Origin of the sequence: Salinicola acroporae (genome assembly GCF_003206615.1) — a bacterium.
Classification (GTDB): domain Bacteria; phylum Pseudomonadota; class Gammaproteobacteria; order Pseudomonadales; family Halomonadaceae; genus Salinicola; species Salinicola acroporae.
This window is the reverse complement of record NZ_PZJW01000004.1, coordinates 488309-501485: the sequence shown is the minus strand read 5'-3', so window position 1 is coordinate 501485 and position 13177 is coordinate 488309. Positions and strand designations below refer to the sequence as shown.

The 13177-nt window shown below is 65.5% G+C and carries 11 protein-coding genes; 9 read left to right on the top strand and 2 right to left on the bottom strand.

All coding sequences use genetic code 11. The features are described from left to right. Positions 1-93: 93 nt before the first annotated feature. Positions 94-3411, bottom strand: a complete 3318-nt coding sequence (gene cas3f, locus DOM54_RS07790) for a type I-F CRISPR-associated helicase Cas3f (protein WP_110715772.1) — start codon at positions 3409-3411, stop codon at positions 94-96. Continuing rightward, a complete protein-coding gene (gene cas1f / locus DOM54_RS07785; RefSeq protein ID WP_110715771.1) occupies positions 3408-4388 on the bottom strand; it encodes a type I-F CRISPR-associated endonuclease Cas1f in 981 nt (326 codons plus the stop codon). Before cas1f ends, cas3f begins: the two co-directional genes overlap by 4 nt. 173 nt (positions 4389-4561) lie before the next feature. Between cas1f and DOM54_RS20190 the strand changes: the two genes are divergently transcribed. The 9 genes from DOM54_RS20190 to DOM54_RS07745 all read left to right on the top strand — a co-directional run bounded on the left by DOM54_RS20190 (position 4562) and on the right by DOM54_RS07745 (position 13170). After that, a complete protein-coding gene (locus tag DOM54_RS20190) occupies positions 4562-4708 on the top strand; it encodes a hypothetical protein (protein ID WP_167404608.1) in 147 nt (48 codons plus the stop codon). Next, on the top strand, positions 4708-5430 hold the full coding sequence (locus tag DOM54_RS07780; RefSeq protein WP_240613810.1) for a metal ABC transporter ATP-binding protein: 723 nt from the start codon (positions 4708-4710) through the stop codon (positions 5428-5430). The genes DOM54_RS20190 and DOM54_RS07780 overlap by 1 nt, the downstream gene beginning before the upstream one ends. Beyond that, on the top strand, positions 5427-6311 hold the full coding sequence (locus tag DOM54_RS07775; protein WP_110597533.1) for a metal ABC transporter permease: 885 nt from the start codon (positions 5427-5429) through the stop codon (positions 6309-6311). Before DOM54_RS07780 ends, DOM54_RS07775 begins: the two co-directional genes overlap by 4 nt. 40 nt (positions 6312-6351) lie before the next feature. Beyond that, positions 6352-7419, top strand: coding sequence for a metal ABC transporter solute-binding protein, Zn/Mn family (locus DOM54_RS07770; RefSeq protein WP_110715769.1), 1068 nt, complete (start codon positions 6352-6354; stop codon positions 7417-7419). Positions 7420-7522: 103 nt separating this feature from the next. Further along, positions 7523-8779: a winged helix-turn-helix domain-containing protein gene (locus DOM54_RS07765; protein WP_110715768.1), complete on the top strand. Its 1257-nt coding sequence runs from the start codon at positions 7523-7525 to the stop codon at positions 8777-8779. A 206-nt stretch (positions 8780-8985) separates the two neighbouring features. Beyond that, a complete protein-coding gene (locus DOM54_RS07760) occupies positions 8986-9621 on the top strand; it encodes an OmpW/AlkL family protein (protein WP_110715767.1) in 636 nt (211 codons plus the stop codon). A gap of 298 nt (positions 9622-9919) precedes the next feature. Beyond that, a complete protein-coding gene (locus DOM54_RS07755) occupies positions 9920-12007 on the top strand; it encodes an FUSC family protein (protein ID WP_162619790.1) in 2088 nt (695 codons plus the stop codon). Further along, positions 11997-12212, top strand: coding sequence for a DUF1656 domain-containing protein (locus tag DOM54_RS07750; protein WP_110715765.1), 216 nt, complete (start codon positions 11997-11999; stop codon positions 12210-12212). Before DOM54_RS07755 ends, DOM54_RS07750 begins: the two co-directional genes overlap by 11 nt. A gap of 13 nt (positions 12213-12225) precedes the next feature. Continuing rightward, positions 12226-13170: an efflux RND transporter periplasmic adaptor subunit gene (locus tag DOM54_RS07745; RefSeq protein WP_110715764.1), complete on the top strand. Its 945-nt coding sequence runs from the start codon at positions 12226-12228 to the stop codon at positions 13168-13170. Positions 13171-13177: the final 7 nt, after the last annotated feature.

The window sequence follows — 13177 nt, the reverse complement described above, 5'->3', positions numbered from 1 at the left end:
GCAATGGCAGCTGAGAAAACTACTGCCCAAAGCATCAGTGGCCAGTTTATCTGCCGCACAGGCAGCCGCAGCCGGCCCCCAGGGCTGGCTGCCTTATTTCCGTCTCACAAACCCCAGTGCCGGATGAAAGTGCCACCCCTGCGGGGCTCGATCCGGTTTGAGGCGAATGCGGCCGAAACGCATCGCGCATTGCTCGATTGTCATGTCCATGGCCTCGGCTTGTTCACTCAAGGCCGCCAGGTAGTCCGGTTCGTTCCAGGGTGATACGCGCGGGTTGTGCAGCGCCTCGTCCGGTAGGCGGTTCAGCTCGAACTCGACCGGGGTCCGCTTTATCTCCTTGCCTTCCTGATCCACTCGCCAGAAGCCGTAATCTTCTTCGGTCTCGTCGGGTAGCAGCACGAACTCGGCATCCGGTACGTTGTCTTCCCGGAAAGGCTGCTGCTGGATCGCCACGGCGCTCAGTAACATCGCCGTTGGCCGGTAGAACAGATAGGCGCCCAGGTGGATCGGCTTGCGCCGACGCGAGCGTCGCTGGCCGGGCGGTTCGGCGCCCTCCACCATCAGCATCGTGAGCCGCGCGTGTTCGAGATCGACCAGCTTGCTGGTGGGCTCGAGGGGCTCGGCCGGCAGTAGACGCGGGCGCGAGTCGATGGCGGCGATTTCCTCATCGCGCAGCAGCGTAGGCAGTCGATGCTTGGTCAGCGGCCAATCATTGTTTTCGAAGCCTGGCCGGCGAAAAGCGGGTCGTTCGCCCTTCAGATGCTTCACGTTGGTTTCCAGCAGGGCAATATTGGGTGTCTCGACCGGCTCGGGCCGGTGCCGCCGCACGCGCCCGGCGAGCTGGATGATCGAGCGCATGGAGGAGGGCTCGACCACGGCCCAGTCGTAATCGTGATCTCGGCCGACTTCAGTCACCGGTGAGCCAAGCACGACAAACAGGTGATCGTCGGCGTCGACGGCGAGCCGTCGGCGAATGTCGACCAGTTCGAATATCGCCGCTGGATCGCGGCGGTCCAGCGCCCGGTCGAGCCGGGCTTCCAGGCGTGAGCGCAGCAGCAGCGGAAGCTGCGAGTGATAGATGCACAGGTGAATTTGTGTGCCCTCGGGAACTGCAGCGCGATAGATGGCCTGTGCTACCGCGACCAGCGGCTCGATATTGGCCATGCGCACCAGGCCGAAGCTGACGCGCTTGCCGCTGTGCGTATCACTCGTGTGGTGTCGATCATGCAGGGCAAAGGCTTCTGCAAGGATGGTTTGCGCCACCGCCTCATGAATGGCGTCTGGATGCTTGGAAGGCGCCGACATAGATACGCGCGTGCCGCGTCGCAGGGGATCGAGTTTGGCGAGCCGGGCGGCGCGCTTGCGGGCGAAAGCCGCGTGGGCACTATCGAAGTCGCCCCCATCGGCGCAGCCCTGGTGCGTGCAGCCATGCTCATCGAACCAGGCGCAGATGGGGGCGACCGGCGCGTTAGGCATGCCGCGATGCCGCTGATAGTCAGCGCGACCTTCCCGGTAAGCGTCGAACAGACCACGCACCAGCGCCGGTGGCAGGGTCGCGGAAGAGAGCAGTACGCGGGAGCCCAGCAGACCGGCCCAGTAGACCAGGCGTGTCAGCGCGGGCAGATCATCGATGTCGAAATCGTCCGGTTCGTCGAGTACCAGATCGCCGCCCATCAGCCGCAGCATCGGTGCAATCTGGCCGCCGCCGCGCAGGCTTTCGGTGGCCGGCATCAGGTGGTCGATGGTACAGACCAGCACCGGGGCCTGGATCAACGCACGCGCCTGCGGGTCGGCGACGGCCTTGCCCAGCACGCGGTGGGCGTCCAGATCGCCTTCGAACAGCACGTGCCCCTGATCATCGAGCAGCTCGGCACTAGATTCGGAACCGCCGGCGCGCTGCTGATGCGTGAACAGCGCGCGGCTGGCGCTGCCGCCCACGCGAATGGCCAGTTCGTCGTCACCGAGCCCGAGCCGTTCGCGGTAGGCCTGCCCGGTTTGCAGGGTCAGGGTGCGCAGACCCAGCGCGATCGAGAAGCGTGCGCCTTTCTCGGGGTCGGCCAGCGCATACAGGATGCGCCCGTTGGCGATGGTCTTGCCGCAGCCGGTGGACGCCATATTGATACCGAAAAAGCCCTGTTCCTGGCTCATGTCGCGCAGACCGGAGGCAAGGTCGAAGGCCTTGTCCTGCCAGCGAAAGCGGGCCTCACGGCTGCGTGCCCTGAAGCCTTTGTGGCGGGCGATTCGCGGTAGCGCCGTGGTGATATCCGGCAGTGAGTGAACGATCTCACCGGTGGCGCGCGTCACGCCCAGCAGATGCTCGGTCAGCGGTTGGCAGCGCTGGCGCTTGCCTTGGTGGAAGGTGGTATTGGCATAGAGCGCCTCGTTCCAAGGTCCGCTGAGCCTCCCGACATCGACGAGGCTCGAGTAGTGATGGTCCGCGAGCATCAAGGCGAGTCGGGCCAGATGCATGACGTAGGGCGATTCCAGCGGTGGCGTCTGCCAATGCAGCTCGTCCAGTTGCCGGGCCAATCGCTGCGCCCGCTCTCGCCATGGTTTGTCTGTGACCGGCAGGCCATGCGAAAAACGCCACCATGGCGTCAGCTCGTTGGCAGCTGCCGGTTCGACGCGTTCGTTCCAGCCGGCCGAAATGGCCTCCGGCAGAGCTGGAAGAGTACTGGCATTGAGTATCGACTTGGCCCCCACCCACTTCTGGGAGCCGTCGTCGTTTTCAGCGGGTAGTGCCGGCAGGCGGTGGTGGCTGACGATCAGCCAGCCGATGGCGGCGGCGATCGGCGGTAATTGGGCAAAGGGCGATTCTCCTGCTGCAGGGGTGTCCAGCCCATCTCTCCTGATGCGCGTCAGCCAGCAAGCGTCGTCTTCGGCTGTTGGCTGATGCAGTCGCGCCAGCCAGCCGGCATCGCTATCGCCACCGACGAAGGCTTCGAGAAGGCGTAGCGAAACCCACTCGTGGCGGTAGCGGTTACGTCCTTCCAGCTTGCCCGAAAGGCGCTGCTGAAAGGCATCGGTGGCTTTACCCAGGTCGTGGAACAGTGCGGCCATCGAGGCCAGCAGATGAATCTGACGCAGCGAGTGCCAGTCGTTCTCGTCCTCACCGCGCAGGATGTTGCGCCGGGTGGTATTGGTCGGGGTCGCGCCGCGGGCGTTGAATTGCGAGGCGTCGCCCACGATCCACATAAGCTCGCTGTGGCCGTGGCCACGAATCCAGTGGCAGGCGACGGCAGTATTCTTGCGCGCCTTCTGGCGCAGCAGTTTTCTCAGCGTATCGAGCCCGGCCTTGGTGATCGCTGTCTGCCAGGTACGTTCGCCGCGGCGCTCGGCGAACTGGTCGAGAATCCGGCGAGTCTGCCTGAGTGCGTTCTTGCGGCACTGGGAGACGATCAGCACATTCATCGCCGGGCTTCCCCGTCCAACCGCTCGGCGACGCCTTGCACCACCTCGATCATGGTATCCAGCGCCTCGACGCGGGTGAGCCGTTCGATGCAGGCCTGGCGGAATGCCTGCTCCTCGTCGCCGCGGCTAGCGGAGATGAACGCCTGCGGCAAAATGACGGCATCCTTGATCAGGTCGGCGATGTCGAACACCAGGCCGCCGCGTCGGGTCTTGCCGTGGAGCACCGCCAGGCCGTGGGGTAGCCCCAGCACCCAACTGGCAGTGGCGCCCAGTCCGTAGGCGAGATAGTTGCCGTGATCGAGAAAGCGGTTGGCGGGGTCGACGCCGCTACCTTTCTTGGCGCGCACGAATTCGCCATAGCTAACCGCCTGGGTGGCGATCCGGAACAGCTGCTTGGTCAGTCGGGCTTCTTCCGTCAGCAGTGCGGTGGTGTCCGCTGCCTGGTCGATGGCCCCGCGGCTGGGCTCGAGCAGCGCCTTCAACTCGGCGGCGCTAGGCTTGAAATCGGTATCGCGTTGAAAGCGTGCGTCCAGCCAGTGCCGTTCGACCTGGCTCAGGCGCGCACGCTGAAAGCGGCGTGCCGCTTCCAGCCTCAGCGCATCATCGAACCAGAAGCGCACCCACTGTTGCAGGTACTCGGTGGGGCGGTATTCGCTCTGCGGGTTGAACCAGGCGACCTCGACATCGACTTCATTGGCGGAAAACAGCGGCGTGCCGCCGCCACCGCAAAAACCGACCAGAACACCGGCCTTGGCCAGCTCGCGCATCGCCGCCTGGGTGATCGAGGTGCCGGTACCCAGCAGCAGCGAGGTGGTATTGGCGATGGGGATGTTCCAGTAGGCCGAGCGCTTGCCTTCGTCGGTGACGTACTCCACGCGTCCACCGTTGACCAGTACGCGGCAGTGCTGCAGGTAGTAGAGGTTGGCCCGCTTGGAGTGCAGGATTGTTTTGAGATCGCTTGAAGGTAGATCTTCCATCGTTTCGTTACCTGCCGGTTTACCCCGTAACCGTTGGTAACGCAGATCCCTTAGCACCGCAACCCCACCAAAAGGCTCGTCGGCGATCTCCTACAAGACCGCGTCGTTCACAATCTCCCCTTTCCACATCATTTGTTATGTTATAACCTTTGCCTCCGTTTCAGGAGATCGTCATGTCACATCGTCACCGGCACCGCCCCGATGGGCCGTGCCATTTTTCATTGATGTCGCTGGGCGCCGGCCGACGCGTGTTGCTGGCGCTGTTGCCGCTGGCGGTGCTGTGGCTCGTCGCGGGCTGGGCTGCCGGGGTGTTCGGTTGATGGCGCAATCGAGTACGCAGGCGATGGATGAGCCCAACACCCTGCTGACACTGGAGTCTCTGTCGCTGGCGCAGGGTAACCGGATGGTGCTGGAGGGTATCGAGGGCCACTTCGAGGCCGGCACCATCACCGCGCTGGTAGGCGCCAACGGGGCCGGCAAGAGCACGCTGGTCCAGGGGATCATGGGCGAGCTGCGCCCCATCAGCGGTCGGGTTGACTGCCGTGTACCCAATGCCCGGCGCGCCTGGCTGCCGCAGCAGCTGGCGCTGGACCTGACCTTCCCGATGAGCGTCGAGGAGCTGGTGATGAGCGGCTGCTGGCCGACCCACGGCAGTTTCAAGCGCTACGGCCAGGCGGAGTATCGCCGCGGTCAGGCGGTGATGCAGCGCCTCGGCCTGCAGGCATTCGAGCACCGCCCGCTGGGCGAGCTTTCCGGCGGCCAGCGCCAGCGCGCCCTGCTCGGCCGTACCTTGATGCAGGAGGCCCAACTGCTGCTGCTGGACGAGCCGTTCGCCAATGTCGATGCCGCCACCGTCGAGGTGCTGATCGAGGTACTGCAGGACATGGCGGCCAAGGGCGCGGCGATCATCATCGTGCTGCACGACCACGATCAGATGACCCGGCTGGCCGACCGGATCCTGCATCTGGAACGCGGGCATGGCACCTGGTCGACGCCCGCCCGCAGCGGCGACTCCCCTCCCCCGGCGGAGACGCTGGCATGATCGACTGGCTGTTCTCTCCGTTAATCGATTTCGGTTTCATGCGCCGCGCGCTGGTGGCCGGCCTGGCGTTGTCCCTGGTCGCTCCGCCACTGGGGGTGTTCCTCACCCTGCGCGGCATGAGCCTGGTCGGCGACGCCATGGCCCACGCCGTGTTGCCGGGCGTGGCGGTGGGTTTCCTGCTGGCCGGGTTCTCGCTGCCGGCGATGAGCTTCGGCGGCCTGATCGCGGGGCTGCTGGTGGCAGGGCTGGCGGGCAGCGTGTCGCGCCTGACCGGCCATCGCGAAGACTCCGCCATCGCCAGCTTCTATCTGATCTCGCTCGCCGCCGGGGTGATGTTGATCTCGATGCGCGGCAGCAGCGTCGATCTGACCCACGTGCTGTTCGGCTCGATCCTGGCGGTGGACAGCACCGCGCTGTGGCTGATCGTCAGCGTGTCGAGCCTGACCCTGATCGTGCTGGCCGCGATCTTCCGCATCTTGGTGGTGGAGTGCCTCGACCCGCTGTTCCTGCGCGGCCAGGGCATTCGCGGCGGCGCCGTGCATGGCCTGTTCCTGGGCTTGATGGTGCTCAACCTGACGGCCGGCTTCCAGACGCTGGGCACGCTGATGGCGGTCGGCCTGATGATGCTGCCGGCCACGGCGGCACGCTTCTGGTCCAAACGCCTCGAGGGCCTGATGGGGCTGGCCATCGCCATCGGCATGATCTCGAGCGTGGGCGGCCTGCTGCTCTCCTATCACGCCGGCTTGCCCTCCGGCCCCTGCATCATTCTGCTCGCTGGCGTCATCTATCTGTTCTCCGCGCTGTTCGGGCGGTACCACAGCGTCTTTGCCCGCTGGCGTCGGCGCGTCCAGCCCATGCTGCCGCCGGACGCCCACGGCTGACTCGGCACTCCACCGTTCAACTTCACTCGAGGAATTCAAGATGTCACGCCAATCCATCGCTTCCGCGCTGTTCAAGGGCCTCATCGCCGGCGGCCTGAGCGTCGCCGCCCTGTCACCGATCTACGCCCAGGCGGAGCCGCTCAAGGTCGTCACCAGCTTCAGCATCCTCGACGACATGGTCGAGACCATCGGCGCCGATCACGTCTCGGTCACCTCGCTGGTCGGCCCGGATGGCGACGTGCACGCGTTCTCGCCCAAGCCTTCCGATGCGCAGTCGCTGGCCGATGCCGACCTGATCGTGGTCAACGGCCTGCAGCTCGAAGGCTGGATCGATCGCCTGATCGACGCCAGCGAATACCAGGGCGATATCGTGGTCGCTAGCGACGGCATCAAGACGCGGCCGTTCGAGGGGCATCACGACGAGGATGAGGGCGACGATCATGGTCACGATCATGATGGCCACGACCACGACCACGACCACGACCACGACCACGACCACGACCACGACCACGACCACGACCACGACGATCATGATCAGGCGGCGAATGGCGGTGAGGAAGGTCACCACCATCATGGCGATATCGATCCGCACGCCTGGCAGGATCTCGAGAACGGCGAGCAGTACGCCCGCAACATCCGCGATGCGCTGGTGAAGGCCGACCCGGACCATGCCGACGACTACCGCGCCAACGCCGAGCAGTACATCGAGAAGATGGAAGCGCTGGACGCCGAGACCAAGCAGCGCATGGCGCAGATTCCGGAGCAAAATCGCCTGATCATCACCAGCCACGACGCCTTCGGCTACTTTGCCGACGCTTACGGCCTCGAGCTGCTCTCGCCGGTGGGCATCAACACCCTGGCCGAACCCAGCGCCAGCGACATGGCTCAGTTGACGCAGCAGATCGAGAGCAGCCATGCCAAGGCACTGTTCCTGGAGAACATGAGCAACCCGGCGCTGATCAACCAGTTGCACGAAGAGACCGGCATCGCCATCGGCGGCACGCTGTATGCCGACGCGCTGACACCCGATGGCGAAGGCAGCACCTATCTCGGCATGTTCCAGCACAACGTCGACACGCTGATCGAGGCGTTGACGACCAACGACTGACGCGGCGAGGCCGGCGGCACCGCTGGCCGTTTCTCGCACTGGTCAATCAAGGCCAGCTGAACGACACTGCTTCTCGAACTATCGCCGAGACAGTGTCGTTTTCATGCCGCCAGTGACTGCTCCCCCCCACCGTCATCTCACTCTCGCCCAGGCCCGGCGGCTGGCCCTGAAGGCCCAGGGGTTCAGCGCCGCCTCCCCCGAGACCGTCAACCGTGGCCATCTCAACCGTCTGCTGAATCGCCTTGGCGTGTTGCAGATCGACTCCGTCAACGCCCTCGCACGCTCCCACTACCTGCCCGTTTTGTCGCGGCTCGGCCCGTATCCGACGGCACTGCTCGACGAGGCGGCCTGGAGCCGCAATCGCCATCGGTCGTTGTTCGAGTACTGGGGCCACGAAGCCTCGCTGCTGCCGCTCTCGCTCTATCCGGCGATGCGCTGGCGCATGCGCCGCGCCCAGGACGGCATCGGCATCTACAAGCACCTGGCGAGATTCGGGCGGGAGCGGCGCGACGTGATCGAGCGCGTGCTGGCCAGCGTGTGCGAGCAGGGGCCACTGGGGGCGGGGGCGCTGAACACGCGGGAAGGGCCGTCCGGCCCGTGGTGGGACTGGAGCGAGGAGAAACAGGCGCTGGAGTGGCTGTTCGCCGCCGGCGAGGTCACCGTTGCCCGCCGCCGGGGCTTCGAACGGCTCTACGATCTCCCCGAGCGGGTGCTGCCGGCGGCGGTGCTGAACCAGCCCGAGCCCGACCTGCTCGAAGCCCATCGCCAACTACTGGCCCAGTCCGCCGCTGCCCTGGGGGTGGCCACCGAAAAAGACCTGCGCGACTACTATCGGCTGGCACCGAGCGATACCCGCGCCGCGCTCGAGACCCTGGTCGAGGACGGCACCTTGACGCCGGTCGCGGTGCAGGGCTGGCGCCAGCCCGGCTACCTGCTCGGCGAACCCAGCGTGCCGAGGCGAATCGATACCGCTGCCCTGCTGTCACCGTTCGACTCGCTCGTCTGGTACCGCGAGCGAACCGAGCGGCTGTTCGGGTTCCACTATCGCCTCGAGTTCTACGTGCCACCTCGCAAGCGCCTCTACGGCTACTATGTCATGCCCTTTCTCCACGGCGACCGGCTCGTCGGCCGCATCGATCTCCGCGCCCGTCGTGCCGAGGGCGAACTGACGGTTCTCGCGCTCCACCCGGAGCCGGAGGTCCACTTCGGGGAGGCGCAACTCGCCGACCTGGCGCAGCAGTTCGAGCAACTGGCAACGTGGCTGGGGCTGCCGCGCATCCATCTCGCCTGCGAGCGCCCACTGGCTCAGCGCCTCATGGCCCACTGGCCGGTGGACTCACAGCGGCGGCGCCATCTCTGAAGCCGGCACGGCGCCGGCTCTTTCCTTTTCCTGCCTCCCGTTTCCCGTTTCCCGTTTCCCGTTTCCCGTTTCCCGTTTCCCTAAGAATACTTCTGCGACCAATAACCACATTCTTTTTGTGGTTATTCGGTCGTAGCCTGATCCCGATGCCACGACCCGAACCGGTCGCGGCGAGTACACCAAGGGCCATCAAGGGAACGCCATTCATGAACACGATCCTACGCCGCTTGAGCATCGCCGGACTGGCGGTCGCCACATCGCTCGGCGCCAGCAGCGCCTTCGCTTACGGTGCCGACGACTGGTTCACCCACTTCGGTATCGCCAAGGTCTCGCCCAAGAGCGACAACGGTAACTTCGATGCCATCGGCGTCGACAAGATCGACGTCGACGACGAAAGCGGCTTCGCTTTCACGCTCGGTTATCGCTTCCTCGACAACTGGGGCATCGAACTGCTGGCCGCCCAACGCTTCAAGCACGACATCAATCTGGATGGCACCCAGATGGGCTCCACCAAGCATCTGCCGCCGACCCTGACGCTGCAGTACTACCCGCTCGGCGGTACCGATGCCCGGGTTCAGCCCTATGTCGGCGCTGGCCTGAACTACACCCACTTCTCCGACGAGAAGGTCGACGGCGGCAGTCTGAAGATGGATGACTCCTGGGGCGCCGCGGCGCAACTGGGCGTCGACCTGCTGATCGATGACCACTGGTCATTGAATGCGGCGGCCTGGTACCTGGATATCGACTCCGACACCACCGCCACGATCGGCGGCGAGTCCCACGACACCACGGTCCACATCGATCCCATCGTTGTCATGGGCGGCATCGGCTACCGCTTCTGAAGCGAGCCACCGCCAGGCGATCCGACCTTCCCTGGCCATCGTCCGGTGGCCAGGCATAGGGCTCAGCTCCCCCAAAATGCGCATTTCCCCAGCGCAAACTGGAGCGTCAGCCCGCTCCTTCTTGCATCCGACGTTGCCTGGCCTCGCCTTCGCTCGCCGAGTGTATAAGCACGTCCTCAGAGATTTTTGCCCAAAACTATAGACTTACGGCGAAGAGAATGTGATTATTCGCAGCCTAACTTTTACTCCGCTTCAATACTGACCCATGGGTGACCGCACCCATGGGCGCTGGTCATTCATGATTCGAATTCCCGCCGATCACTGGCTACTGGCGTTGAGAACGGTACTGGCCGTCTGGCTGGCCCTGTTCCTGGCCATGCGCCTCGATCTCTACCAACCCGCCTGGGCGATCCTGGCGGTGATGATCGTGACCCTGCAGCCGGTCATGTTCACCGGTGGCACGCCGCCGATCGGCATCATCATCGGGCGCAGCGTCGCACGTCTGTTCGGCACCCTGTTCGGGGCGGTCGTCGGGCTGGGGCTGATCGCCCTGTTCGGCCAGCAGCCCATGCTCTATCTACTGTTTTCCGGCGGCTGGCTCGCCTTCTGCATGTACTGGGTGATGCTCGAGCAGGACGAATACCTCGGCTACGTGATGATGCTCAGCGGCTATACCGCGACCCTGGTCTCGCTGACGGCCATCGGCACCGGCGTCGACCAGATCTGGACGATCGCGCTGGCACGCTTCACGGAGACGGCGCTGGGGATCGGCTGCGGCCTGTTGATGCACGTGGTCATCGCGCCGCGTTTCGGCAGCCGCGCGCTGCCCGGGGCGCTGTCATCCTTCCTCTCGCTGAGCGCCAGGGAAACACTGGCCTCGCTGGACACGCCGCGCTCACGGGCGCAACGGGACGACGGGCTCAAGGCGCTGCTGGCGACCTACCAGCAGTTCGAGAAGTTGCGGGGATTGACGCGTCTCGAGACCCGCCGGCTCAGCCATTTCATCCCGGCGCTGGATCGCTTTGCCGCCGATGGCCTGGCACTGCTCACCACCGTGCGGGAACTGCAGACGGCGCTCGATTATCTGCGTGCCTGCGACGACGGCGAACGCTGGCTGAACCAACTCGCCACGGCGGCGGTCCCGCTGCTCGAGACGATCGAGTCGGCGCCGGATGGCGAACCCAGCGAACGCCTGGTGCTGGCCGATTTCGACTGGGACGACACCACGGTCGAGCCACGCAGCCGCGCCCGCGCCGAGCTGGTGCGCCAGCGTCTCGGCGAGGTGCTGGGGCTGCTCCAGCACGGCAGGCGATTGCGCCATGCGCTCGAGGATCCGGCCTCGTCGCGGATCGAGACGCTACCCCGCGATCGCCGCTCGCGAACCACCCACAACGAGCATTTCGTGGCTCGCTTCAACGCCTTCCGCGTGTTCGTCGCCTTCGAGCTGCTGGGCTTGTTCTGGATCCACAGCGGCTGGCACTCCGGCTATCTCGCCATGATGCTGCTGGGCGTCTTCACCATGCTGTTCGCCAAGGCGCCCGATCCCGCGGCAGTGGTCTATCAGTTCCTGTGGGGCTCGATCGCCGCGGTGATCTTCGGCGGCGTGCTGCTGTTCCTGGTGCTGCCGGTGATCAACGGGTTCCCGCTGCTGGCGCTGGCGGTGGCGGTACCGGTGACCATCGGCACGCTGCTGACCCCGCATCCGCGCTGGTCGGCGATCGGGCTGGCCGGCGCCATCACCATGATGACGCTGCTCAACCTCAACTCCACCTACACTTTCGCCCCGGCGCGCTACATCAACGGCGGGCTGGCCTCGATCATCGGCACCCTCTGCGCCATGTTCACCTACTCCCTGCTGCGCCAGCGCTCGCCGGGCGAGCGCATCCGCATCCTGATGGCCGCCTACTGGCGCGGCCTGAGTCGGCTGATGCGGGAGAAATCGCTGCCCAACCGCGCCCGCCTGGAGAGTCGCCTCTACGACCGGCTGGGCCGGCTGGTCGCCCTCGGCGGCAGCGATCGAGCCCTGCGCGAAGCCATCGATCTCCATGCCATGGCGCTGTGCGTATGGCGTATCCGCCGTCTGCGCGGCGCGCTCGGCCCCCACCGTGCCGAGATCGAAGCCTGGCTTGCCGGCATCGGCGTACGACTGATCGCCCGCGAACGCCACGACCCCGCCGTCTGGCAGAGCCTGGCCGACGAGTCCATCGCCTGGGTCGAGCGGCTCTATCACGAGACCCACCTGCCGATCGCCAGCATCGGGGAGATTGCCATGCTGGGCCACCTGATGCGCGAAGCGCCGGGCGTGACGCTCGAAGCCCACGCCAACGCCGAGACGGCAGACGTCTCGACGGCGGCCACTACCGGAGAGTCGCGACATGCTGGCTGAATGGTCCTTCCTGGGATTTCTGATGCCGCCGCTGGCCGTGCCGGTCCTGGTGGCGCTGGGACTCTACCTGATTCTCCGGCGTGTCTTCGTGCGCCTGGGGCTCTATCACTGGTTCTGGCAACCGGTACTCGCGGATATCGCGATCTACGCTTTGCTGTTGTGGTCGGTGCTGGCCCTGACGGGCTCGCTACCGATCGCTGGATGAGGAAAAGACCTTGATGAACTGGCCTAACGGACTCCGCAGGAGTGTGCGGCTGCTGCTGACCCTCGCCCTGGTCGTCGCGGCGATCGTCGCCGTCGCCCAGCTCTGGAATCACTACATGCACGACCCGTGGACCCGCGACGGTCGAGTCCGCGCCGACGTCGTCAATCTCGGCACCGATGTCGCCGGGCTCGTCGACAGTCTCGAGGTACACGACAACCAGCGGGTGGCGAAAGGCGACGTGCTGTTCACCATCGATCAACAGCGCTACCGGCTGGCCCTGGACGAGGCTCAGGCCAACCTGCACCAGCTGGTGCAGAAGCGTGACGAGGCCCAGGCCGCCAATAGTCGGCGCCAGCGACTGAAGAACTACGTCTCCCAGGAGGACAAGGACAACGCCCGATTCTCGCTGGCCACGGCCCAGGCCGCGGTCGAGCAGGCCAAGGTCGAGGTCGATCAGGCCGAGCTGGACCTGGAGCGCGCCACCGTGCGCGCGCCGGTCGACGGCTACGTCACCAACCTGCTGCTGCGCCCCGGCCAGTACGTGACCGTGGGAACGGATGCCATGACCCTGGTCGACGCCCACAGTTTCTACGTGCTGGGCTATTTCGAGGAGACCAAGCTGGACCGCATCGACATCGGCGCACCCGCCAGGATCCAGCTACTCTCCAGCGACCGGCCCGTATGGGGGCATGTGGACAGCTTCGCCCGCGGCATCAGCGACAGCAGCTTGAGCAGCCAGCAGAACGGGCTTGCCACGGTCAACGCCTCCTTCGATTGGGTTCGCCTCTCCCAGCGCATCCCGGTGCGTATCGCACTCGACGACATTCCCGAAGGGACCAAGCTCTCCGCCGGTCTCACCGCCACCGTCTATCTCGACGGCGACCGGCGCGAGCGCGAAGACGCCCCCGGCTGGTGGAAGCCGATTCGCCAGTGGTGGGAAGGGTTGATCGGGATCTAGTGTAGTG